Here is a 22,266-nt window from a genome sequence, read left to right as displayed (position 1 = left end):
GCTTAGTTCCGGCAATGTGCGGGAACGTTAAACCTGATTTGTTCAGATAAGTATGTTTTGCGACCGCCCGCGTCAATGTGTTGCCCGCGGCCCGAGCAACAGCAAACGCGGACCGCTTCTGTGAAGGATGGCTGGAAACTGATGAAAGCGGATATCGGATTTGGGGGACAATCCCGCGCAATCTACGCGGAAAACCCTCTGGAAAGCCGGGGAAGGCTCTTCCCCGAGCCTGACAGCCCGACGCGGACACCCTTCCAGCGGGATCGGGACAGGATTATTCATTCTTCCGCGTTTCGCAGGCTCAAGCACAAGACGCAGGTTTTCGTCTATCACGAAGGTGACCATTTTCGCACACGGTTGACCCACACCATCGAGGTATCGCAAATCGCGCGCTCGCTGGCACGAGCTTTGCGGCTTGATGAAGATCTGGCGGAATGCCTGGCCTTGTCACATGATCTCGGTCACACGCCGTTTGGGCATGAAGGCGAAGACGTCATGCATGAGTGCATGGCACCCTTCGGCGGGTTCGACCACAACGCGCAATCACTGAGGGTCGTGACCCATCTGGAGCAGCGCTATGCAGAATTCGACGGTCTGAACCTGGCCTGGGAAACTCTGGAAGGGTTGGTCAAGCACAACGGCCCCTTGATTGATGCCAGCGGTGCGCCGCTCGGAAAGTTCAAGGACAGCCAGTTGCCGTTTGCGATCCGCGACTATGCCAGGAAACAGGACCTCCTGTTGCATACCTGGCCTGGTGCAGAGGCACAGGCCGCTGCCATTGCCGATGATATTGCCTATGACGCGCATGATCTCGATGACGGATTGAGGGCAGGGCTGTTTGCGATCGAAGACATGCGCGATGTGCCGTTCCTGGCCGACATCCTTGCCGAGGTCGATGGCAAATATCCGGGTCTCGAAGAGAGCCGACGTATCCACGAGATCGTCAGGCGATCGATCACGCGCATGGTCGAGGATGTCATTCGCGAAGCGGTGCGCAATCTGAATGACGTTGCTCCGCAAAGCGTCCAGGAGATTCGCATGGCGGGGCGTTGTCTCGTCGGTTTCTCTGCGGACATGACGGCTGCGGAAAAGGAAGTGAAACGGTTCCTGTTCGCCCGGGTCTACCGGCATGAAGATGTTCTTGCAGTTCGAAAGCTGGTTGCCCGGGTTGTGCGGGACCTTTTCACAAGGTTCCTTGCGGAACCGGACCTCATGCCGAAACCATGGAACAGTGGCCTTGGCAATCTGGGTGAAGCGGAAGTCGCGCGACTGGTTTGCGACTATATCGCCGGAATGACCGACCGATACGCCATCGAAGAGCACCGCAGACTGTTTGACGACACTCCTGATTTGGGGTAGGCGCAGAGGCGACTTTACAGCCCCGTGGCGCCGAAGGCTTTTCCTTCGCAGCGCGCGGGGGCTTTGTGTTTGAAAACCAAAACCAGACCGGTGTTCTATGAATATCTTCGCGGACTTCACGCTGCGCGTCAAAGACGCTCTCCAAAGCCTTGATTTAAAAGATGCAAATGGAGAGGCACCGGATCTTTCGCGAGTCGTCGTGGAAGCCCCGCGTGATCCGGCGCATGGCGATCTTGCCACCAATGCTGCAATGGTGCTTGCAAAACCACTCGGCATGAAGCCGCGCGATCTTGCCGAGCAGCTTGTTGCCAAGCTCAACGCTGACCCGGAAATTACCGAGACGACGATCGCCGGCCCTGGTTTCATCAACCTGCGTGTCGCCCAGGGGGTCTGGCACAAGGTTCTGGCCAGCGTATTGGATCAGGGTATCCGCTTCGGAGCCCAAGAACGTTCTCCTGCTCCGAAGGTCAACGTCGAATACGTTTCCGCCAACCCGACAGGCCCGATGCACGTCGGTCATATTCGTGGAGCGGTCGTGGGTGATGCCCTGGCGAACATTCTGGCATTTGCCGGCAATGACGTGGTCAAAGAATATTACATCAACGATGCTGGCTCGCAGATCGATACGCTGGCTCGTAGCGCATTCCTGCGTTACCGCGAGGCACTTGGCGAGGACATCGGCGACATTCCGGCTGGCCTTTATCCGGGAGACTACCTGAAGCCCGTCGGTGAAAAACTCAAAGCAGAGTTCGGTCCGTCGCTGGCAAGCAAGGAAGAAAGCGACTGGTTGCCGCTGGTAAAGGAACGCGCGATTGCCGCCATGCTCGAGTTGATCCGGCAGGACCTGGCAGCGCTCGGTGTGGAACACGAGGTATTCTATTCCGAAAGAACCTTGCATGATCGCGGCTCGGGCAACGGTTCGAAGATCGATCACATGCTCGAAACTCTCCGGAACAAGGGGCTGATTTACGAAGGCACGCTTCCGCCACCCAAGGGTCAGGTTCCTGATGACTGGGAAGACCGCGAGCAAACACTGTTTCGCGCAAGCGACTTTGGTGACGATACCGACCGGGCGCTCAAGAAGTCCGATGGTTCCTACACGTATTTCGCTGCCGACGTCGCCTATTTCCAGGACAAGTTCGAACGGGGTTTTTCCGAAACGATCTACGTGCTTGGTGCCGATCACGGCGGTTACGCCAAACGCCTTCAGGCAGTCGGGAAGGCGATCTCCGACGGCAAGACGGAAGTTATTGTCCGGTTCTGCCAGCTTGTGAAGCTGATGCGTGACGGCGAACCGGTCAAGATGTCCAAACGCTCCGGCGATTTTATCACACTGCGCGATGTCGTGGATGAAGTCGGGCCGGACCCGGTTCGCTTCATGATGCTGTTCCGCAAGAATGATGCACCGCTGGACTTTGACTTCAAAAAGGTTACGGAACAATCGAAAGACAATCCGGTCTTCTATGTTCAATACGGCCATGCGCGTTGCTGTTCGGTCTTGCGGCAGGCGGCCGATGAGTTCAAGGAAGTCGGGTATGCGGTTGATGATCTTGCCGGGGCCGATTTCACCTTGCTGGATGATATCGGCGAGCAGGAGCTTATCGCCAAGATGGCGGAATGGCCGAAAGTGGTCGAAGCAGCTGCAGAAACACATGAGCCGCACAGAATTGCGTTTTATCTACATGAACTCGCTAGTTCTTTGCATGGCCACTGGAATAAAGGCTACGAATTGCCTCATTTACGTTTTATTCAGGCCGGTAACTTGAAATTAACCCTAGCGCGTCTTGCTTTGGTTCGTGCAGTATCTTTGGTGCTCGCTTCAGGTCTAACGATTCTCGGCGTGAATGCTCCTGAAGAAATGCGCTAGTTTTAATGGCCGCTGGGAACGACTAAATGGCTCGCCAGCGACTTGAAGTGGACCGGTTTTCGTAAAGCTCATGTCACAAGACTACGAAACAAAGCGATCAGATTTGCGCGCCTCGCAAAACGAGGCGGGCGGCGAACGGCCGGCCGCGGAGGATCCGCTGGTTGAATTGGCCCGGATTGTCCACAAGAACAAGCAATCGGGGGCAAATGTGAGCAGCGGCCGCGTTGGTAGTACAGATTATTTTGCGGGGCTGGACGATGTGGCAGGCGATGCGCCTGCACAATCCACCCCGGCGCCGTCGCGCATCGAACCTTCGTTTTCAAATCTACGTCCGGTGTCGAATACGCCTGAAGCCACTGCTGGCGCGGACTTTGCCGAAGAACCTGAAGGAACATACAGCGCCTCTAGGAATGATTTCTACGCGGCGACACCGCCGTCCAGCTTCGAGCAGTCTTTCCAGCTGGAAGAGCCGGTTCAAACAGCCCCTGTGACGCCTTCTTCACACGTTTCTTCGCTTTGGCCGAGCGAGCCGGAGCAGGCCGCAGAACCTGTACAATCAGTCGCTCCCCCGGTTGGCGTGTCACATGCTCCGGTGGATCATGTCGTCCAGTTTCGCACGCCGCAGGCTGCCCCAGTGCAGGCTGAGCCGGAGGGCGCAAACGACAAGTCCTATCTCGCACCTTCCGTTGCCATGGATCTCGAACAGAATCTTACGGCAGAACTGGAAGACGAGTTGATCGGCGCCTTGCGTCAGTCCGTTGACGAGACACATCCGGCAAGCGCGCCCGATATGGGATATGCAGACGAGGTGGAAGAGGCTGCCCCTCAAACTCCCTCAATTCCTGTGATGCCACCGGCATCTTCATACTCCCGCGAAAAAAACGATTTTGCCGTTTCTGACAGCTTGACCCGCGCAACCCAGGTGCCGAGCGCGCCGTCCGTGTCTCCCGCCATTGGGACCGCAGCGTCCAGCATTTCGAAGCCAATTGATGCGCCGCGTCCCTCGGACGAATACCGGATTGGCGGTGTGCAGCACGATGAACCGGTTGAGGCAGTTGCTGGAGATGAGGAGGTGTTCGAAACCTCCAGCTACCAGCAGCCGGTAACCGGGCAACGTCCGCAGATTGACGAGAATGACTTCTTTGCTGCGCTGAACCCGGTTCAGTCCGAACCGGCGGCGCAAAAGGCGGAAGTCGCGCCGGAACAGGCAGGAGATCCTGCCGGCATAGACGCCCTTTTTGCCGATCTTGACTTCCCGGCTCCAACGTCTCGGAAGCCTGTTGGTGGCTCGATCGATCCATCGTTGCAGGACACTCCATCAACAGAGCCGGACCTGGACGATATGGCTTGGCCTGCTGCAGCTGCAGCGGTTCCTCAATCGGAAGACGACGAAACGCCGCCACCGCCGGAAGGCTATGACCTTGATGCGGTTGCACGGGCAATGCAGGAAAGCGATCCAAGCCTTACCGGTGCTGGCGTCCTGCCGCCTCACTCGGCAGCCGAACGCAACGCGATACCGCATGCGGGCGAAAAATCCCGGAAAGGCTTGTTCGTTGCAGCTGGAGTGCTTGGCGTTGCTGTCCTGGGCGGCGCAAGCTTCTTTCTGTTCGATAGCGACGCCGTTCCTGTACCCAGTGGTCCGCCACCGGTCATCAGCGGTCTGCAGGAGCCGCTCAAGGTATATCCGGAGCAGAGCCAGGCTTCGGCAAACGATCAGGCCGGCAAGCTTATTTATGACCGGGTCGACGGCACTGGTGTAGCCGGACCAGACAGGCTTATCCCGACAGAATCTCCGCAACCCGCAGAGTTGCCGCCGGCACCTGCAGGCACCAATGGCGACGCCGATCTCGTTCCCGGAACTCCGAAACGGGTAAGGACTGTGGTCGTGCGACCGGACGGAACCATCATTCCTGAAGGTGAAGAACCTGCTGTAGCGACACCGGCGCAGCCTGAACCGGCGGTACCTGCGGAGCCTGATGCGGCTGCCGGCGAAAACGGTTCGCGGGTTGTTTCCACGTCGCCCGTCGTGACCGGTGCGGATGTCGCGCCTGCAGATCCGTCAGCCACTGCACCGGAACCGGCTCAGCCCGATACACCCGCAATCGTAACCGGTGCCGACGTAGCACCGGAACCAACTGCAAGTGAACCTGCTGCACCGGTGCCGTCTGTTGTGCCTCGCAAGAAGCCGGATGCACCTGTTCAGGTTGCCAGTGCTCCAGCCGCCGTCACGACGCCGGTGCAGGCGCAGCAGAACGATAGTCCTCTTAACCTGACGCAACAGCCTGCCGCCCCGGCAACAACTGCGCCCGCAGCTCCGGCGCCAGTTGCCAGCACCTCCGGCGGCAGCATCCCGTCTGGAACCTATATCGTTCAGGTAACGTCTCAACGTTCTGAAGCTGCTGCAAGCGACGCATACTCTGGACTGCAACGGCGGTTCCCGGCCGTATTGGGTAACCGGAACGCAGTGATCGTTGCAGCGACTGTTGAAGACAGGGGTGTGTTCTACAGGGCGCGGATCCCGACCGGGTCGCGCGATGAAGCAATAAGCTTGTGCGAAAGCCTCCAGGCAGCCGGTGGCGACTGCTTCGTTCGCAGACAGCCCTGACGACGGACTACAAAATTGAAAAGCGTAAGTGAGACGGTCGGGTATTCCCGGCCGTTTTATTCTGCTGCTGCGACGGCCTCGTTCAACAAGCTGCCGCGCAACTGCGGTCCCATGTGACGGAAGACTTCGGCGATGGCATCCATGGCCTGACGCACGGCGGGTTCCCGGCGCAAGTCCCGGTGAACGATGATGTGCTCGACGTTCGTGAGTTCCGCAAGCGGCTCAGTCAATCTGACGAGCTCGCGGTTACTGTCGCCCATGAAAACCGGCAAGAGACACAATCCGGCTCCCGATGCGGTCATGTTCATGAGAGTCGTCATGGTATTGGAACGCAGTTTCGGCATCTGAGCCAGCCGGGTTTCCAGCCAGCGCATCTGCGAGGGATACCAGAGGTCGTCTGGAGCAAAGCCAAGCCATGTACAGAGTTTGTAACGGTCCGGTGTTCTGGCGGCAGGGTGTTTTGCGACGTAATCGGCCGAACCGTAAACCGCGTAGGCCAATTCACCGATTTTCCGTGCAATCAACGTGTCGGTTTCCGGAAGGCAATTGCGGATCTGCAGCTCAATACTGCGTGACTGGTGATTGACATGCTGGTGGCTTGATATCAGTTCAAGCTCAACACCGTCGAGCAGGCTCGTCAGTAATTCAAACCGGTCAGTCAGAACCCGCGCACGAACTTCGTCCACGGCGACACGAACAACCTTCAGTGCCGATCCGGACAGATCGGGCAGGATCCGTGCAGCCGCCTCCGCCTTCTTGCGCATGTCATCTGCAAGTGGGATCAGCCGCAGCCCGGCATCCGTCGGTTTCAGTCCTGTCGGCGTGCGGTCGAACAGTCTTGCGCCTATCCGGTCTTCAAAGCTCTTCAGGCGGCGGCTCAGTTGCGGTTGGCTGATGTCCAGTGCCTTTGCCGCCCCGGAGAGAGAGCGCATGCGGGCAGCCGCATCAACCAGTTTCAGATCATCCCAGTTCATGGGCGGGTTATACCAATATACAAGGCGAGGAGCAACGTGATGCGTATACGCATACCCGTTATGGGGTATTCACGACTGATTTGGCTGCCGGAGCAGTGATAAGACTCTCTTGAAATTACCTGGAACCGTTGAATGTCACAGAACTCCGTCTATCACCGCCCGGATAACACGTTGCTCGCCCTGTTGCTTGCACTTGCCGGTATGGCTGCTTTCACACCGATATTTGCCGCAGGCAAACTGTCTGGAGGTTTGTTGCCGGTTGCTGTGCTGGTTTGGCTTCGGTTCATTGGGGGAGCTGCAACGATCGTGAGTGTTGCGGCCGTCAAGCGTGTTCCGGTGTTCACACGTGTCAGCCCGCTCTGGAAACTGCACCTCATGCGAGCGTTTTGTGGTGTTGGCGGACTTGCCTGCTCCATCTACGCCGCCAGTGTCCTGCCCTTGGCGGACGCAACCGCGATCGGCCTCACAAAAGGTATCATTGCCATCGTGTTGGCTGGTCTTGTCCTCAAGGAGGTGATCACCGGTCGTCATTGGGTCGCAGGTGTGTTGTGCGCTGCAGGTGCGTATCTCGTGGTCCGGTCTGCGGAAAGTGCTGCGGGTTATGACGAGCTTGCGTTGGCTGGCGTCATGTCAGCGCTCATGGGCGCCGTGTTCATGGCCTGTGAAGCCCTGATCATGCGCTATATTGCCCAGCGCGAGGACACCGTCACCATCCTGGCATATGTCAATGTCTTTGCCGCGGTGCTGTTGAGTGGGCCGGTCCTTTGGCTGATCGTCAAAGAGGGAGTTTCCTGGAGCGATCTGCTGATTTTTGCCTGGATGGGTCCACTGGCAATTGTCGGCCAGTCCATGAATATTTCCGCCTACAGAAGAGCAGGGGCGGCAACACTTGCCCCCGTGTATTACGGCACAGTGGTGATGTCGGCTGTTTTCGGTTTTGCAGTCTGGGGAGAAATTCCCACTCGCGTTGCTGTCTTTGGGGCCGTTCTGATTGTGGCGGGAGGTGCTATTCTGACCCTGCCGAACCCTTTCAGAAAGTTCCGCCAGGCTTCCTGAGATGCCTGGCGCCGAAGGTCAATGACTGAGCTTTTCTGCCAGAAACGGCAGGCTCTCATCCAGCCGGTAGTCCACTGAGGAGTGATTATCGCTGAATTCCTGATAGACGTGGTCAACGCTGGCTTCGCTCAGTTTCCTGTGCAGGCGGCGCGCACCATAGACCAGGTTGTATTGATCGACGTCGCCGCATTCGATCCAAAGTCCCTTCAAGGATTTCAGGGCATCGATGTGATCACCTACGATGTGCACAGGGTCCCACTTCAGCCAGGCATTCCAGCGTTCTTCAATGAGTTCGCATGTTTCCGGATCGACAGGCAGCCGGATGCCGCAAAAGACCTCCGGATCGGGATCCGGATCGTAGGTTGCAGCCATGGCAAAGGTCATCAGGTCATGAAGTGAGTTGCCCGGATATTTCGGACCCTTTTCAAAATCCCGGACGAAGGCTTCGATTGAACCCGCTTTTGCAATTGCCCTCAATGCGCTTGGCATTTCGGGCAGGTAACAAAGTTCAAACGCCATGTCACCGGAATGGCAGGCGGCGGCAGACCAGACGTCTGAGTGTTTCATCGCGTGAATGATCGCGCCGTAGCCGCCTGAGGATTTTCCGAAGATACCGCGCTTGCCGTTGCCGCCGCACTTGAAGCGATTTTCAACATCTTCCAGCATTTCGGTTGTCAGCCAGGTTGCCCAGGGCCCCATTGCGTCGCTGTCGATGTACTGGTTCCCGCCAAGACGCGTGAAACAATCGGGAAAGGCGACTGCAACAGGTGGCATGGCACCGTCATGGATGAGCCTGTCGAGCCGCTCCGGTACGTTCTCACCGAAATTCTTCCAGTTCGTGTGGGCCGGGCCGCCGGCAGTAAATCCGACGATATCCACCAGAAGCGGCAAGCCGCTGCCGTCATGACCATGCGGGGTATAGACGTGGATCTCGCGCGTTGCCGTGTCTCCCAGCCGGTTTCGTCCAAGGATTTCAGATCTATGGGAAAAACGGTGCAGGGTGCCGGCAGGAATGTCGAGACGCGCGCGCATGGGGGCTCCAATCAGATCTGGGACGAAGGTCGTCTAGATTGCAAGATAGTGACAAGGGTGCAAGAGGCAGCACTTGCATTTCTTGACGGCTCCCGGCGCTGCGGCTAAGCCGGATCAATGACCAAAGCCTTTGTATCCGGGTGTGCCGGACCGACCCTGACAAGTTCCGAAATCGACTTTTTCCAGCAGGAAGACCCTTGGGGACTGATCCTGTTCGCGCGCAACATCGAAACGCCGGAACAGGTCAGGATACTCACATCGGCTTTTCGGGAAGCTGTAGGCCGGAGCGATGCACCCGTTCTGGTGGATCAGGAAGGTGGCCGGGTGCAACGGTTGAAGCCACCTCATTGGCCAAAGTATCCGGCACCGAAGGCATACGGTGATCTGTACGACCGGGACGCTGCAGCAGGACAAAGAGTTGCCTGGCTTGCCGGGCGGCTGATTGCAGATGATCTCTACCAGGTTGGCATAACGGTCGATTGCCTGCCTTGTCTGGATGTCAGGTTCCCTGAAACTGTTGATGCTATCGGAGACAGGGCATTTTCACAGGACCCGGAAGTCGTTGCAACGCTCGGCAAGGCGATGGCGGAAGGTGCTTTGGCGGGTGGCGTGTTGCCCGTGATCAAACATATTCCGGGCCACGGACGCGCACGTGTCGACAGTCATTTGGAGCTGCCGCGTGTCGACGCGGCCATTTCTTCTTTGGAAAGCGTGGATTTCCGGCCCTTCAAGGCCCTTTCTCACGTGTCATTGGGGATGACAGCCCATATTGTGTACGAGGGGATCGATCCAAATACAGCTGGGACGCAGAGCGCGAAAGTCATTCAGGAAATCATCAGGGGTGAAATCGGCTTCGACGGCTGTCTGATGAGCGACGACATTTCCATGAAGGCGCTCGGTGGCAGTTTTGAGGACCGGTCCGGCAAGATCATCGAGGCAGGGTGCGACATCGTTTTGCACTGCAATGGTGATATGGATGAAATGATTGCAGTCGCGAAGGTGGTGCCCGAGCTTTCGGGTGAAGCCAGGCGGCGTTGCGAGACGGCCTTGAGCGGATTCCAGGTTCCCGATCCGGAATTTGACAGGCTTGCGGCCTTTGATGAATTTCACTCCTTGACCGGCTGGCAGGGCGTTTGACCGGAGCGGCAATGGCGGAAATGGAAAACAGCTCGAAGAGACAGCAGGATGGTTCCTACGATCTTCTCAGTTCTGTCAGCACTCCCGAGGAGCGTGCGAGTTCCGATCCGCAACTTGTTGTCGATGTGGAAGGTTTCGAAGGCCCGCTCGATCTCCTGTTAGGCCTGGCGCGAACGCAAAAGGTAGATCTTGCGCGTATTTCCATTCTCGAACTCGTCGAACAATACCTGGAATTCGTGGCCGAAGCCCGCAGGATGAGGCTGGAGCTGGCCGCGGACTATCTGGTCATGGCTGCATGGCTTGCCTTCCTGAAGTCCAAACTGTTGCTGCCTGAGCAGAAGAATGAGGACGAACCGACAGGTGAGGAACTTGCCGCGGCTCTCGCTTTCCGTTTGCGGCGTCTGGAGGCTATGCGGGAGGTTTCCGAAAAACTCTTGACCCGGAACAGACAGGGGCGGGACGTGTTCCATCGTGGTGAACCTGAAACCATGTCGGTGCAACACAAGAGCATCTGGGACGCTTCCATCTACGATCTGCTGTCTGCGTATGCCACGCAGCGCCAAAGGCAATCCGTAACCTCCGTCCGTGTGTTGCGCAGGACGGTATGGTCGCTGCAGGAAGCGCGCGAACTGCTCACCAAACTGGTTGGCCGGGTCGGTGAATGGGCCCCAATGAATGCCTATCTGCGCGATTATCTCTACGACAACAAGGATTGGGCGACGATTGTCGCAAGCACCTTCAGCGCCAGTCTCGAGATGGTGCGCGAAGGTCAGGTCGAAATCCGGCAGGGCGAACCTTTTTCCCCGGTCTATATTCGTGCCGTCATGAAGGAGCCGGATCATGGCGTCTGATTTCGATCTTCTGCAGTTGGAAAACGACGAGGAAACCGCTCCATCTAAGCCTCTGGATCCGGCTGGCCTTCGCATGGTCGAAGCGTTGCTGTTCGCCTCGTCCGAACCGCTGTCGCTTGAAGAGCTGACACTACGTCTGCCAGAAGGCACGGATGTGCTGGCCCTTCTCGAGGAGTTGCAGAACACCTATGCCTCGAGAGGCGTCAATCTGGTGAGGGTCGCGGGGAAATGGTGCTTCCGAACGGCTGAGGATCTCGCCTACCTGATGCACCGGAACGTCGAAGAGCAGCGCAAATTGTCGCGCGCAGCACTCGAGACGCTTGCGATCATCGCCTATCATCAGCCGGTCACGCGCGCCGAGATTGAGGAAATTCGAGGCGTTTCCACGTCCAAGGGAACACTTGATGTTCTGCTTGAAACGACATGGATACGAATGCGTGGACGCCGCAGAACTCCCGGCCGTCCGGTCACCTACGGAACCACCGATCATTTCCTGATCCACTTCGGTCTGGAGAATGTCCGAGACTTGCCGGGACTTGAGGAGCTGAAGGGAGCGGGGCTTCTGGACAGCGCCGTGCCGGCCTCGTTCCTTGTGCCGACACCCAATGACGATATCGCATTGACGGAAGATGAGGATCCACTAGAAGACGGGTCTCTGTTTGACGATGATGACGCGGACGAGACCGCCGGATCCTGATGCCCGATCGCAAAAAGCCGACTTCAACCAATGGCAATGGCCATACGCTGAGCTGGGGTGCGCCCGGAACAGCCGGCGCAACCATCGCTGCAGGTCTGGTCTTTGAGAATGTGTCTCACGACTATGATGGCGTGACATCGGTTCAGGACCTGAGCCTGTCCATCGCACCGGGCGAGATCCTTTGTCTGCTTGGTCATTCCGGCTGCGGCAAGACCACATTGATGCGTATTGCCGCAGGCGTTGAGCGTCAGAGCAAGGGCAGGGTGCTGATCAACGGCCGGGAAATTGCCGGCGATGAACTGTTTCAGCCTCCCGAAAAGCGCGGTGTCGGCCTGATGTTCCAGGATTACGCGCTTTTTCCGCATATGAGCATTCTGGCGAATGTAATGTTCGGCCTGACCAACATGCCAAGACGGGAAGCCCAGACCGCCGCCCTGAGTGCTCTCGGCCGCGTCGGTCTGGCGGACTATGCAGCCGACTATCCTCACGCGCTTTCCGGTGGTGAACAGCAGCGTGTCGCGCTGGCCCGTGCACTGGTTCCCAGGCCCGGCATTCTCCTGATGGACGAACCATTCTCGGGTCTCGACAAACGTCTTCGTGACAATGTGCGCGATGAAACGCTCGCGGTTATTCGCGAAACGCGCGCCACCTGCATCATTGTGACCCACGATCCGGAAGAAGCCATGCGCATGGGCGACAAGATCGCACTGATGCGCCAGGGCCGCCTGGTTCAGCACGGCACGGCCGCAGACCTCTACAAGGCGCCCGTCGACCTGTTTGCCGCAAGGTTCTTTTCGGAACTGAACCAGTTGGAAGGTGTTGTGACCCTGGCAGGTGTCGAAACGCCGGTCGGCGTCTTGTCATCGGAGGGTTTGTCGCCGGGGCAGAAGGTTGATGTTTGCGTTCGGCCACAAGGCGTTGTTTTGAACAATGCCGGATTGTGCGGTGTTCCCGGCAGAATTCGTTCGAAACGATTCGTCGGCGAGGTCGATTTGTTGTCTATTGCAATAGACGGGCTCAATCATCCCCTTCAGGCAAGGGTTCGTGCGGGCAGTCCCTGGGAGCGTGGAATGGACGTTGCCGTTACGACTGATCCGAAAGACGTGCTTGTTTTTCCGCGTTCACCTTCCCAAGTCTAAGGGGAGGGCAACTTATCATTCCGTCTAAGTGATCGAAATCAAATAGACTGGCATGTTGCAGGGAGTGGGCCGTTTTTGTAAGAAGGGCCTAAGGGCTTTTAAAGCCGATTATCAGGAGTTTGGCGTATGGGCATTAGTATTTGGCAGATCTTGATCATCGCAGTGGTCGTTGTTCTGCTGTTCGGACGTGGCAAGATTTCCGATCTCATGGGTGATGTTGCAAAGGGAATCAAAAGCTTCAAGAAGGGCATGGCCGAAGACGACGTAGCCGACTCTCCGAAGACCATCGACCACAAGAGCAGCGAAACGGCATCGTCCGTGAACGCCGAAGATCAGACCAAAGCGAGCTGATCTCAATCTGCATCGCGTCTCCTTAAGGGACGATACATCTCATGTTCGATATCGGGTGGACCGAACTATTGGTGATCGCCTGTGTGGCGATCATCGTCGTGGGGCCAAAGGATTTGCCGCGCATGCTGCGCACACTTGGCCAGACGATTGGGAAGATGCGAAAGCTTTCGCGTGAGTTCCAGTCGACCTTCAACGACGCGCTGCGTGAGGCCGAACAACAGGCCGATATCGCTGACATGAAGAAGCAGGTCGAATCGGCCGCCAACTTCAATCCGTTGGGTGATTTGAAAAAATCCATCGAAGAAGACGCGACCAAGAAAGCCGACAAGCCAAAAGTGGCAGCCAGCGAACCGGCGTCGCCGCCGGCAGACAGCGCAAATGCGGACAAGGTTTCTCCTACGGAAACAGCCCAGGCTGAAACCGAGGCAAAGCCGAAAACCGCGCCGGTGACGGAAGATGTAAAGGCATGAGCCAGGACGAAATCGACGCCTCGAAGGCGCCACTGATCGAACATCTGATCGAACTGCGCCAACGACTTATGTGGTCGATCGGTGCGATCCTCGTGATGTTCGTTATCTGCTTCTATTTCGCCACGGATATCTACAACATCCTGACTGTGCCTTACCTGCGTGCTGCAGGAGAGGGCCACCCGGTGGAGATGATCTTCACCGCGCCGCAGGAATGGTTTTTCACCCAGTTGAAGCTCGCGCTTTTCGGCGCGCTCTTTCTGGCTTTTCCTGTCGTGGCCAGCCAGATCTACATGTTCGTGGCGCCCGGGCTCTACAAGCATGAGCGTGGCGCGTTCCTGCCGTTTCTGGTCGCAACGCCTGTTTTGTTCCTGATCGGTGCCTGTCTCGTCTATTTCCTGGTCATGCCCATGGCCATGGGCTTCTTCCTGTCTCAGGAACAGGCTGCGGCCACCGGTAAGGTCGCCATTCAGCATCTTGCCAAGGTGAGTGAATACCTGGGCCTGATCATGATCCTGATCTTCGCCTTCGGCCTGGTGTTCCAGTTGCCGGTGGTGCTGACCTTGCTCGGCAGGGCAGGCCTGGTGAGCTCCGATACGCTTCGCCAAAAACGCAAATATGCGATTGTTGGTGCCTTCGCTGCTGCTGCAATTTTGACACCACCCGACCCGATCTCGCAGATCGGTCTTGCGCTGCCTACGCTGCTTCTCTACGAAGTCTCCATTCTGTCCGTCAAACTGGTGGAACGCCAGCGTGCCGAAAGGGAGGCTCAACGCGAAGCCGAGGATGCGGCCGCTTGATGCTTTGAACGCTGCGCTTCCCGGATTGACAGACGGAATTGATTGAAACGACCGTCGTTCGGGAAGCGAAGATGTTTGATATTAGATGGATACGGGAAAACGCAGTCGCCTTTGACCAGGCTTTGGCTAAACGGGGTTATGAAGCTTCCGCAGCCAAGCTGATCGCACTGGACGATTCCCGTCGCTCCCATATCACCAAACTTCAGGAAGCCCAGGAACGGCGCAATGCCGCCTCCAAGGAAATCGGCAAGGCCAAGGGCTCGGGCGATGACGCGCGTGCGAAAGAGCTGATTGACGAAGTCGCACAGATCAAGGCTTTCATTCAGTCGGGTGAAGAAGAAGAGCGTAAGCTCATTGCCGATCTGGAAGCGGCCATGGCCGTCATCCCCAATCTGCCGCATGACGATGTTCCTGTGGGCGAGGATGAAGCCGGCAACGTGCTTCTGAAGACGCACGGTGAAAAACCGGTCTTCACGTTCAATGAAGCTCCGAAAGAACACTATGAGCTGGGCGAAGACCTCGGCGGCATGGACTTTGCCGCTGCGGCCAAGCTGTCTGGTTCGCGTTTCGTGATCCTCAAGGGTCAGATTGCCCGGCTGGAACGCGCTCTTGGCCAGTTCATGATTGACCTGCACACCCAGGAAAACGGCTATACAGAGGTTTCGCCGCCGCTTCTGGTTCATAGCGATCCGCTCTACGGGACCGGTCAGCTGCCGAAATTCGAGGAAGATCTCTTCAAGACCACCACGGATCACTACCTGATCCCGACGGCCGAAATACCGCTGACCAATCTGGTTGCCGGTGAGATCCTCCCGGAAGATCAACTGCCGCTTCGTGTGACTGCGCTCACCTATTGTTTCCGGTCCGAGGCCGGGTCTGCCGGGCGTGATACGCGTGGAATGCTGCGCCAGCATCAGTTCCAGAAATGCGAACTCGTTTCCGTTACCAAGCCGGAAGACTCGCTCGACGAGCTGGAACGCATGTTGGGCTGCGCGGAGAAAGTTCTGCAGAAACTCGGCCTGCATTACCGGGTGATGACCTTGTGCAGCGGCGACATGGGCTTTGGTGCACGCAAGACCTACGACATCGAGGTCTGGTTGCCCGGACAGGATACCTACCGCGAGATTTCGTCCTGTTCCGTTTGCGGCGACTTTCAGGCGCGCCGCATGAATGCAAGGTTCCGGCCCACTGACTCAAAACAACCGCTCCACGTGCACACCCTCAACGGATCGGGTATCGCAGTTGGGCGGGCATTGATTGCCGTTTTGGAAAACTATCAAAATGGCGATGGCACGATCACCGTTCCCGACGTTCTGCGACCTTACATGGGTGGTCTGGAAAAGATCGGCTGAGCGGGACCGGCGGGAAGGGCGGCCTGATCGGCATTGCCTGGATCGTGAGCGCCGGCGTTCAGTCGCAGCATACCGCCGGAATTTTGATTGCAATGGACGGCAACCGCGCAAGTTTGCCGTCCATCTTCATTTGGGCCTCTTCGGACATGATGTCAGAAGAGCTCGTGGGAAAACGGAGCAAAGATCGAGATGCGTATCCTCATCACCAATGACGACGGAATTCAGTCTCCCGGGCTGACGGTTCTGGAAAACATTGCCAGGACACTTTCCGACGATGTCTGGGTAATCGCTCCTGAAACCGACCAGAGTGGTGTTGCCCATTCCCTGACACTGAGCGACCCGCTGCGCCTTCGTAAGCTCGATGACCGGCACTACGCCTTGAAAGGGACGCCAACTGATTGCGTGATCATGGGCGTGCGCAAGGTGCTGCCCGGTTTGCCGGATCTTGTGCTGTCGGGAATTAACAGGGGCCAGAACCTCGCTGAAGACGTGACCTATTCCGGAACCGTTGCCGGAGCGATGGAAGGAGCCATCCTCGGGATCAGGTCGATCGCCGTTTCCCAGGCTTACAACTGGGATGTGCGTGCCGAGCCGGACTATTCGACCGCTGAAGCCCACGCACCAGCGCTCTTCCGCAGGCTGATCGATTTCGAACTTCCGCAATATACGTTGTTGAATGTCAACTTTCCGGCCTGTGACGCCAAGGACGTGAAGGGGATCAAGGTTACCGTACAGGGGCACCATGAACAAAGCGGACTGTCCATCGACGAGCGTTCGGACGGGCGTGGTTATCCCTATTACTGGCTGCGTTTTCAGGATCGCGGCAAATCCGTACTTGATAATTCCGATCTGCAGGCAATTGCGGATGGATATGTTTCCGTTTCGCCGCTACGCATAGATCTGACAGCCCACGACCTGGTGACACACTTGGCGGAGGCTTTGGGGTAAACCCTGAGGGGGAACGGTTCATGGCCGGTCAATTGCCCGGCAAGGAAAACAGGACGATGGCGTCCGCTTTGCCGGATGAAGCGGAAGCCCGCGCTGCATTGGTTCTGGCACTGCGACAGCGCGGTGTCGGGGCGAGGGACGTACTGGCTGCAATTGAACGCGTCCCCCGGCGCCTTTTCCTGTCCGCACGCCATCACAGTCTTGCCTATGAAGACGCAATGCTGCCGATCGAATGCGGGCAGATCGTTTCAGCACCTTCAATCGTTGCCTTTACGGTACAGGCGCTAGCAATCGACTCCAGTCACGTGGTTCTGGAGATAGGGACCGGTTCCGGCTATCAGGCAGCCGTTATGTCCCATCTGGCCGCCCAGGTGGAAACGCTCGACAGGTTCGCCACCTTGACGGATCTGGCAACACGACGTTTTGAGGCGCTCAAACTGACGAACGTGAAAGCCCGGCAGGCCGACGGTTTGAGCGAGTTTCGCCAGAAAGGCCCCTACGACAGGATTGTCGTCAACGCGGCAGTGGAAGAAGTGCCAGACCCTTGGCTGCAGCAGCTGAAACCGGGAGGCATCCTGATCGCGCCGGTCGGTCAGGCAAAAATGGCCCAGCCGTTGATCAAGTTCCAGAAAACCGAGAGTGTTGTGACTGCGGAAACGCTGAAGATGGTGCGGACGGTCATGTTGCAGCCGGGAATCGCCAAGAAGCTCTAGAACGGTGATTCATGCCGATTCTTGGGCCCATGCATTCGTTGAGCTTACTCGACCACTTGCCTGTTCAAATTTACTATAATCGGCGCGATTGCTGGCTTTCTGGTTTGCTTCAATACTGAGAAATCGTTGTTTTTCAGCGAAAGCGTCAACCGTCTTTAGCCTTTATAAACCTTACTGCCGTCTACTCTTAACCATAACAGCCACAGTCAGCGGTTAGAGTTAAGGCGATGATGAAGCGGAAGCGTACCCTCCGCAGGGATCTGATGGGCAAGGTAGCGACAGTGTCGCTGGTTGCTGTTGCTCTCGCGGGATGTTCCAGCGCGGTCGAGCGATTTGGTGAACCACCCTATTATACGGGCAATACCCAGAATCAGCGGGATATTCTCAACGGCGGCCAGAAGCAGCCGACATACCAGGATATCGTGAATGGGCCTGGAGGGACCGCCGCAGGGCTTCCACAGAGTTCGTCCCAGCCAGTGACGACGGGGTCCATCCCGAACAGAGCGCCATCTGTCCAGTCTGCGCCGTTGCCAGTGCCGGTGACGACTGCTCAGCGTCCTGCACCTGTCCGCACAGCACCAGTTGCGACACAGCCCGCACCTGAAGCGGTGGCATCGGCCGGGAATGTGAGGAGTTGGAAAGGGTGGACATCTGCCGGCGGAACCCGGGTGCAAATGCGTCAGGGTGATTCCATCAATTCCATGGCACGCCGGTATGGTGTTCCGATCCAGGCTATTGTTGCTGTCAATGGCATCGACGACCCGGCAAAGGTACAGCCGGGCCAGAGCGTCATCATCCCGACTTACGTTTACGCTGAACGAAACGGTTCAACGAGCACGACTGAAGGCGAAAGCGGCAAGGTCAAACTGCCGACAGCTGGACGAAGCGATAATGTTGTCACTGGCTCCGTGCCGACGTCTGTCGGGACGATGCCGAGACCTGATCAGAAGAACGGTCAGCAGCCGACATTCGCTGATATCAGCCAGGGTAAGGTCGACGTTGTCCGCGTCAGCACCTTGCCGAGGCGCAAGCCCGGTGGATCCGATCAAACTCTGACCACAGCTTCCATTTCGTCCGGATCGTCTTCTTCGAGCGTGCCGACACCGCGCCGTCAGCCAGAGACTTCGTCCGCGGGCTCGCAGCCCGTTGCTGCGGCACCGTCGGGAACGGTAGAGAAAACCAAGCTGCCACAGCCCGCTCTCACGCAGGAAGCCCGGCCCACAGAACCGATCAAGACGCCAACTGTCGTTGCCAAGGTTCAGGAAGACGATAGCGCGGATGCCAAGTTCCGGTGGCCTGTTCGTGGCCGTATCATCTCCGACTTCGGCGCGAAGCCGGGTGGTGGCAAGAACGAGGGTGTGAATCTTGCTGTTCCTGAAGGAACACCTGTTCATGCTGCTGACGACGGTTCCGTGATCTATTCAGGCAACGAACTGAAGGGCTACGGTAACCTGATCCTCGTTCGTCACAATGATGGCTGGGTCTCTGCCTATGCACACAACAGCGAGTTGAAGGTCAAGCGGGGCGATACGATCCGCCGCGGCGACGTGGTTGCGCTGGCGGGCGCGACTGGGTCAGTCAACCAGCCGCAGCTCCATTTCGAACTGCGCCAGGGCAACAAGCCCGTCGATCCGCTGAAATACCTGCCGCGACGCTGACGCTGACGCTGACAATTCTCGTATCCGGTGGGACCTTGCGATCCGCCGGATGAGAAAAGGCAGTCCGTGGCCAAAAACCTTGAATCTTGTCAATCAGCCCGGCCCTTGCGCCGGGCTTTGTCATTTCAGGAAATCGTCTTGCCGAGCCTGCCCGCCAGATCCTGAATGAACTGAAAGGCGACACGGCCCGACCGGCTGCCGCGCGTCGTCGCCCATTCCAGCGCTTTTGCTCGCAATTCGTCTGCTTCGATCTTCAGGTCAAAGTGTGCGGCATAGCCGCGCACCATATCAAGGTAGTCGTCCTGGCTGCACTTGTGAAATCCGAGCCAAAGCCCGAACCGGTCCGACAGCGAAACCTTTTCTTCAACGGCTTCTGCGGGGTTTATTGCTGTCGAGCGTTCGTTCTCGATCATGTCCCTTGGCAGAAGGTGACGGCGGTTCGAAGTAGCATAGAAAATGACGTTGTCAGGCCGACCTTCGATCCCGCCCTCAAGAACGGCTTTGAGCGACTTGTACGAGGTATCGTCATTGTCGAAACTCAGGTCGTCGCAAAAAACGATGAACCTGCAGGAAACGTCCCGGATGAGGTTCATGAGTTTGGGCAGCGACTCGATGTCTTCTCGATGAATTTCAATGAGTTTCAAGCCGGCGGAAACGTTTTCGACGGCGATCGCTGCATGGGCAGCCTTGACCAGTGAGGATTTGCCCATGCCTCTGGCGCCCCAGAGCAATGCGTTGTTTGCAGGTAATCCCTTTGCAAACCGGCGCGTATTGTCGAGAAGAAGATCTCGCACATGGGAAACCGCACAAAGCAACGTGATATCGACGCGATTGATCTTTTGAACCGGTAGCAGTTCACCCGGATCAGGCGCCCAGACGAAAGCGTCAGCAACCGAAAAATCCGGGCTGCCGGGACGGGCCGGCACCGCACGTGCGATAAGGTCGATCAGGGAATCGAGTTTTGCATTTAATGCGGTGAGGTCGTTTTCAGCGTTCATTCTTCTTGCAAGCCCTGTCAAAAAGGCCCATGTCAGGCCCTGAATTAAGTGATGGCAGGATTAACACGGTGCGGGAAACACGAAAACGTCAGTTATTCCCATACCGGTACGCTGGAAACTGCTTGCAAAGCTTGAAATGAGGCGCGCCGCAGTTATAGTCCGCGCCACCAGAATGAGAGCGTTTTTGCCGAAGACCCGACAGAGGGGTCGGTGGTCACCAAAAACGCCACTTAGGAGAAGTGAATGTTTATCACCCCAGCCTACGCGCAGGCAGCCGGTCCGGCAGGCGCTTCCGGTTTCTTGATCCAGATCCTGCCTTTCGTGGCGATCTTCGCAATCATGTATTTCCTGATCATCCGCCCGCAGCGTCAGCGCATGAAGAAACATCAGGACATGGTTGCCAACCTTCGTCGTGGTGACACCATCGTGACCACCGGTGGCCTGATCGGCAAGGTTTCCAAAGTCGTAGACGACGGTGAAGTGCAGGTCGAACTTTCCGAGGGCGTCAAGGTTCGTCTCGTACGTTCCATGGTGCAGGAAGTGCGCTCCAAAACCGAACCGGCCAAGGAAAACGCGTAACGCGATCCCCGCCGCTTCGATGATACCGCCGGGCCGGTTCAGATCGGCCTGGCTGCATTTAAGGCTTGACCATGCTCTATTTCGCACGCTGGAAAATCGCGCTGATCGTGCTTGTGGTTGCCGCTGGCATCCTGACCACGCTGCCGAATTTCTTCTCCCAAAAACAACTTGAAAGCTGGCCGGACTTCCTGCCGAAGAACCAGATGGTTCTCGGTCTCGACCTTCAGGGCGGTGCTTATCTGCTTTATGAAATCGACAAGCAGGATTACGTCCAGAAGCGTATGAAGGCGCTGGTCGGCGATATCCGGTCAACCCTGCGCGAAGATCCGCGCATCGGGTATACGGGGCTCGGAGTTCAGGGAGACGCCGCTCAGGTTCGTATTCGCGATCTGACCCGGTTGGCCGATGCGGAAGAGCGTCTGCAACCACTCGTCAACCCGCTGGCCTCCAGTGTTTTTGGCGGTCAGGCGGTCAATGAGTTTGACATGACCGTGACGGAAGACGGTCTGGTTCGATTTTCCTATTCCGAGCGTGGCCTTGAGGATCGCATGACGAATATCGTCCAGCAATCCATCGAGGTCATCCGGCGTCGTGTCGATGAACTGGGGACTACGGAACCCAGCATCCAGCGCCAGGGCGCCGACCGGATTCTGGTCGAAGCTCCGGGTGAAGATGATCCGGAACGCTTGAAAGATCTCGTCGGCCAGACGGCGCAGCTCACTTTCCACATGGTCGATACGTCCATGTCCGGCGAACAGGCGCTTCAGAACCGTCCGCCTGCAGGCACTGTCATCATGACTTCGGTTGATGATCCGCCCATTCCTTATCTTCTCGAGGAAGCGCCGCTCCTGTCGGGCGAAGACCTTGTCGATGCTCAGGTCAGCTTCGATCAGCGCAACAACGAACCGGTTGTGAACTTCCGCTTCAATCAGTCCGGCGCGCGCAAGTTCGCCCAGATCACGCAGCAGAACGTCAACCGTCCGTTCGCAATCGTGCTCGACAATGAAGTCATTTCCGCGCCGGTTATCCGTGAGCCGATCACCGGTGGTTCAGGTCAGATTTCCGGCAGCTTCACGCTGGAGGGCGCCAACGATCTTGCCGTGCTGTTGCGCGCCGGTGCGTTGCCGGCCAAGCTGACCGTCATCGAGGAACGCTCTATCGGCCCAGGCCTCGGCGCTGACTCCATTGAAGCAGGCAAGTTGGCGTCTATCATCGGCGGCGGTCTGGTGATCGTCTTCATGATCCTGGCCTATGGCCGCTTCGGCATAATTGCCGACCTTGCTCTGATGGTGAACATCTTCCTGATCTTCGGTGCGCTGACAATGCTGCAGGCAACACTGACCTTGCCCGGCATTGCAGGTATCGTTTTGACGATCGGTATGGCGGTGGATGCGAACGTGCTGATTTTCGAGCGTATTCGCGAAGAAGCAAGGGCAGGGAGATCTGTCATTTCCGCGGTGGATGCAGGCTTCAGCCGTGCCCTCGGTACGATCCTGGATGCCAACATCACGACCCTGATCGCCGCCGTGATCCTGTTCCAGCTCGGCTCGGGTCCGGTCAAGGGCTTCGCCGTGACATTGGCCATCGGTATCTTCACCACAGTGTTCTCGGCATTCACGTTCAGCCGGTTGCTGGTAGCCCTTTGGCTCCGCCACCGCCGTCCGTCGAAATTGCCGATTTGAT

At 57.4% G+C, this 22,266-nt stretch carries 20 protein-coding genes; 17 read left to right on the top strand and 3 right to left on the bottom strand.

Going from position 1 to position 22,266, the window contains the following annotated elements; translation table 11 throughout:
* The first annotated feature begins 141 nt into the window (after positions 1-141).
* The 3 genes from HCG46_RS17020 to HCG46_RS28675 all read left to right on the top strand — a co-directional run bounded on the left by HCG46_RS17020 (position 142) and on the right by HCG46_RS28675 (position 5,831).
* The gene (locus HCG46_RS17020; protein ID WP_077293721.1) at positions 142-1,359 is read left to right on the top strand and encodes a deoxyguanosinetriphosphate triphosphohydrolase; all 1,218 of its coding nucleotides are present in this window, start codon (positions 142-144) and stop codon (positions 1,357-1,359) included.
* A 97-nt stretch (positions 1,360-1,456) separates the two neighbouring features.
* Entirely contained in the window at positions 1,457-3,226 is a 1,770-nt protein-coding gene (argS, locus tag HCG46_RS17015; protein ID WP_168686883.1) for an arginine--tRNA ligase, read from the top strand.
* Positions 3,227-3,434: 208 nt separating this feature from the next.
* Positions 3,435-5,831: an SPOR domain-containing protein gene (locus tag HCG46_RS28675; protein WP_168686882.1), complete on the top strand. Its 2,397-nt coding sequence runs from the start codon at positions 3,435-3,437 to the stop codon at positions 5,829-5,831.
* 56 nt (positions 5,832-5,887) lie between these two features.
* Here HCG46_RS28675 and HCG46_RS17005 read toward each other — a convergent pair whose 3' ends face one another.
* On the bottom strand, positions 5,888-6,805 hold the full coding sequence (locus tag HCG46_RS17005) for a LysR family transcriptional regulator (RefSeq protein WP_168686881.1): 918 nt from the start codon (positions 6,803-6,805) through the stop codon (positions 5,888-5,890).
* 132 nt (positions 6,806-6,937) lie between these two features.
* Between HCG46_RS17005 and HCG46_RS17000 the strand changes: the two genes are divergently transcribed.
* Entirely contained in the window at positions 6,938-7,861 is a 924-nt protein-coding gene (locus HCG46_RS17000) for a DMT family transporter (RefSeq protein WP_168686880.1), read from the top strand.
* Positions 7,862-7,879: 18 nt separating this feature from the next.
* On the opposite strand, the gene HCG46_RS16995 is transcribed toward HCG46_RS17000, so the two are convergent.
* A complete protein-coding gene (locus HCG46_RS16995; protein WP_168686879.1) occupies positions 7,880-8,893 on the bottom strand; it encodes an alpha/beta hydrolase-fold protein in 1,014 nt (337 codons plus the stop codon).
* Between the two features lie 117 nt (positions 8,894-9,010).
* Here HCG46_RS16995 and nagZ point away from each other — a divergent pair, with 117 nt between their 5' ends.
* The 11 genes from nagZ (at position 9,011) to HCG46_RS16940 (ending at position 19,006) form a co-directional block, all read left to right on the top strand.
* A complete protein-coding gene (gene nagZ, locus HCG46_RS16990) occupies positions 9,011-10,030 on the top strand; it encodes a beta-N-acetylhexosaminidase (RefSeq protein ID WP_168686878.1) in 1,020 nt (339 codons plus the stop codon).
* 20 nt (positions 10,031-10,050) lie between these two features.
* Positions 10,051-10,881, top strand: a complete 831-nt coding sequence (locus HCG46_RS16985; RefSeq protein ID WP_035909502.1) for a ScpA family protein — start codon at positions 10,051-10,053, stop codon at positions 10,879-10,881.
* A complete protein-coding gene (gene scpB / locus HCG46_RS16980; protein WP_022998724.1) occupies positions 10,871-11,578 on the top strand; it encodes an SMC-Scp complex subunit ScpB in 708 nt (235 codons plus the stop codon). The genes HCG46_RS16985 and scpB overlap by 11 nt, the downstream gene beginning before the upstream one ends.
* On the top strand, positions 11,578-12,717 hold the full coding sequence (locus tag HCG46_RS16975) for an ABC transporter ATP-binding protein (RefSeq protein WP_168686877.1): 1,140 nt from the start codon (positions 11,578-11,580) through the stop codon (positions 12,715-12,717). Before scpB ends, HCG46_RS16975 begins: the two co-directional genes overlap by 1 nt.
* Positions 12,718-12,843: 126 nt before the next feature.
* Complete coding sequence (locus tag HCG46_RS16970) at positions 12,844-13,068, top strand: twin-arginine translocase TatA/TatE family subunit (protein WP_022998722.1); 225 nt, start codon at positions 12,844-12,846, stop codon at positions 13,066-13,068.
* A 41-nt stretch (positions 13,069-13,109) separates the two neighbouring features.
* Positions 13,110-13,538, top strand: coding sequence for a Sec-independent protein translocase protein TatB (gene tatB, locus HCG46_RS16965; RefSeq protein WP_022998721.1), 429 nt, complete (start codon positions 13,110-13,112; stop codon positions 13,536-13,538).
* Positions 13,535-14,335: a twin-arginine translocase subunit TatC gene (gene tatC, locus HCG46_RS16960; RefSeq protein ID WP_022998720.1), complete on the top strand. Its 801-nt coding sequence runs from the start codon at positions 13,535-13,537 to the stop codon at positions 14,333-14,335. Before tatB ends, tatC begins: the two co-directional genes overlap by 4 nt.
* Before the next feature lie 71 nt (positions 14,336-14,406).
* A complete protein-coding gene (gene serS, locus HCG46_RS16955) occupies positions 14,407-15,687 on the top strand; it encodes a serine--tRNA ligase (RefSeq protein WP_168686876.1) in 1,281 nt (426 codons plus the stop codon).
* A 189-nt stretch (positions 15,688-15,876) separates the two neighbouring features.
* Positions 15,877-16,635, top strand: a complete 759-nt coding sequence (surE, locus tag HCG46_RS16950) for a 5'/3'-nucleotidase SurE (protein ID WP_022998718.1) — start codon at positions 15,877-15,879, stop codon at positions 16,633-16,635.
* A 20-nt stretch (positions 16,636-16,655) separates the two neighbouring features.
* A complete protein-coding gene (locus tag HCG46_RS16945) occupies positions 16,656-17,348 on the top strand; it encodes a protein-L-isoaspartate(D-aspartate) O-methyltransferase (RefSeq protein ID WP_209009508.1) in 693 nt (230 codons plus the stop codon).
* Positions 17,349-18,022: 674 nt separating this feature from the next.
* Positions 18,023-19,006 carry a peptidoglycan DD-metalloendopeptidase family protein gene (locus HCG46_RS16940; RefSeq protein ID WP_209009507.1) on the top strand — a complete coding sequence of 328 codons (984 nt, stop codon included), beginning with the start codon at positions 18,023-18,025 and terminating at the stop codon, positions 19,004-19,006.
* 125 nt (positions 19,007-19,131) lie between these two features.
* Here HCG46_RS16940 and HCG46_RS16935 read toward each other — a convergent pair whose 3' ends face one another.
* The gene (locus HCG46_RS16935) at positions 19,132-20,004 is read right to left on the bottom strand and encodes an ATP-binding protein (RefSeq protein ID WP_168686875.1); all 873 of its coding nucleotides are present in this window, start codon (positions 20,002-20,004) and stop codon (positions 19,132-19,134) included.
* A 243-nt stretch (positions 20,005-20,247) separates the two neighbouring features.
* Between HCG46_RS16935 and yajC the strand changes: the two genes are divergently transcribed.
* Together yajC and secD are read left to right on the top strand one after the other, a co-directional pair.
* The gene (yajC, locus tag HCG46_RS16930) at positions 20,248-20,583 is read left to right on the top strand and encodes a preprotein translocase subunit YajC (RefSeq protein WP_022998714.1); all 336 of its coding nucleotides are present in this window, start codon (positions 20,248-20,250) and stop codon (positions 20,581-20,583) included.
* Between the two features lie 71 nt (positions 20,584-20,654).
* Entirely contained in the window at positions 20,655-22,265 is a 1,611-nt protein-coding gene (gene secD / locus HCG46_RS28605) for a protein translocase subunit SecD (RefSeq protein WP_022998713.1), read from the top strand.
* Position 22,266: the final 1 nt, after the last annotated feature.

The organism is Labrenzia sp. PO1, assembly GCF_012273635.1.
In the GTDB taxonomy this organism is placed as follows: Bacteria; Pseudomonadota; Alphaproteobacteria; order Rhizobiales; family Stappiaceae; genus Roseibium; species Roseibium algicola.
This window is presented reverse-complemented; position numbering and strand designations above follow the sequence as displayed.

Excerpts from the sequence above, each read along its gene's own strand:
- HCG46_RS17020 (WP_077293721.1), top strand. The coding sequence starts at position 142 with ATGAAAGCGGATATCGGATTTGGGGGACAATCCCGCGCAATCTACGCG.
- argS (WP_168686883.1), top strand. The coding sequence starts at position 1,457 with ATGAATATCTTCGCGGACTTCACGCTGCGCGTCAAAGACGCTCTCCAA.
- HCG46_RS17005 (WP_168686881.1), bottom strand. The coding sequence starts at position 6,805 with ATGAACTGGGATGATCTGAAACTGGTTGATGCGGCTGCCCGCATGCGC.
- HCG46_RS17000 (WP_168686880.1), top strand. The coding sequence starts at position 6,938 with ATGTCACAGAACTCCGTCTATCACCGCCCGGATAACACGTTGCTCGCC.
- HCG46_RS16995 (WP_168686879.1), bottom strand. The coding sequence starts at position 8,893 with ATGCGCGCGCGTCTCGACATTCCTGCCGGCACCCTGCACCGTTTTTCC.
- nagZ (WP_168686878.1), top strand. The coding sequence starts at position 9,011 with ATGACCAAAGCCTTTGTATCCGGGTGTGCCGGACCGACCCTGACAAGT.
- HCG46_RS16985 (WP_035909502.1), top strand. The coding sequence starts at position 10,051 with ATGGAAAACAGCTCGAAGAGACAGCAGGATGGTTCCTACGATCTTCTC.
- scpB (WP_022998724.1), top strand. The coding sequence starts at position 10,871 with ATGGCGTCTGATTTCGATCTTCTGCAGTTGGAAAACGACGAGGAAACC.
- HCG46_RS16975 (WP_168686877.1), top strand. The coding sequence starts at position 11,578 with ATGCCCGATCGCAAAAAGCCGACTTCAACCAATGGCAATGGCCATACG.
- HCG46_RS16970 (WP_022998722.1), top strand. The coding sequence starts at position 12,844 with ATGGGCATTAGTATTTGGCAGATCTTGATCATCGCAGTGGTCGTTGTT.
- tatB (WP_022998721.1), top strand. The coding sequence starts at position 13,110 with ATGTTCGATATCGGGTGGACCGAACTATTGGTGATCGCCTGTGTGGCG.
- tatC (WP_022998720.1), top strand. The coding sequence starts at position 13,535 with ATGAGCCAGGACGAAATCGACGCCTCGAAGGCGCCACTGATCGAACAT.
- serS (WP_168686876.1), top strand. The coding sequence starts at position 14,407 with ATGTTTGATATTAGATGGATACGGGAAAACGCAGTCGCCTTTGACCAG.
- surE (WP_022998718.1), top strand. The coding sequence starts at position 15,877 with ATGCGTATCCTCATCACCAATGACGACGGAATTCAGTCTCCCGGGCTG.
- HCG46_RS16945 (WP_209009508.1), top strand. The coding sequence starts at position 16,656 with ATGGCCGGTCAATTGCCCGGCAAGGAAAACAGGACGATGGCGTCCGCT.
- HCG46_RS16940 (WP_209009507.1), top strand. The coding sequence starts at position 18,023 with ATGCGTCAGGGTGATTCCATCAATTCCATGGCACGCCGGTATGGTGTT.
- HCG46_RS16935 (WP_168686875.1), bottom strand. The coding sequence starts at position 20,004 with ATGAACGCTGAAAACGACCTCACCGCATTAAATGCAAAACTCGATTCC.
- yajC (WP_022998714.1), top strand. The coding sequence starts at position 20,248 with ATGTTTATCACCCCAGCCTACGCGCAGGCAGCCGGTCCGGCAGGCGCT.
- secD (WP_022998713.1), top strand. The coding sequence starts at position 20,655 with ATGCTCTATTTCGCACGCTGGAAAATCGCGCTGATCGTGCTTGTGGTT.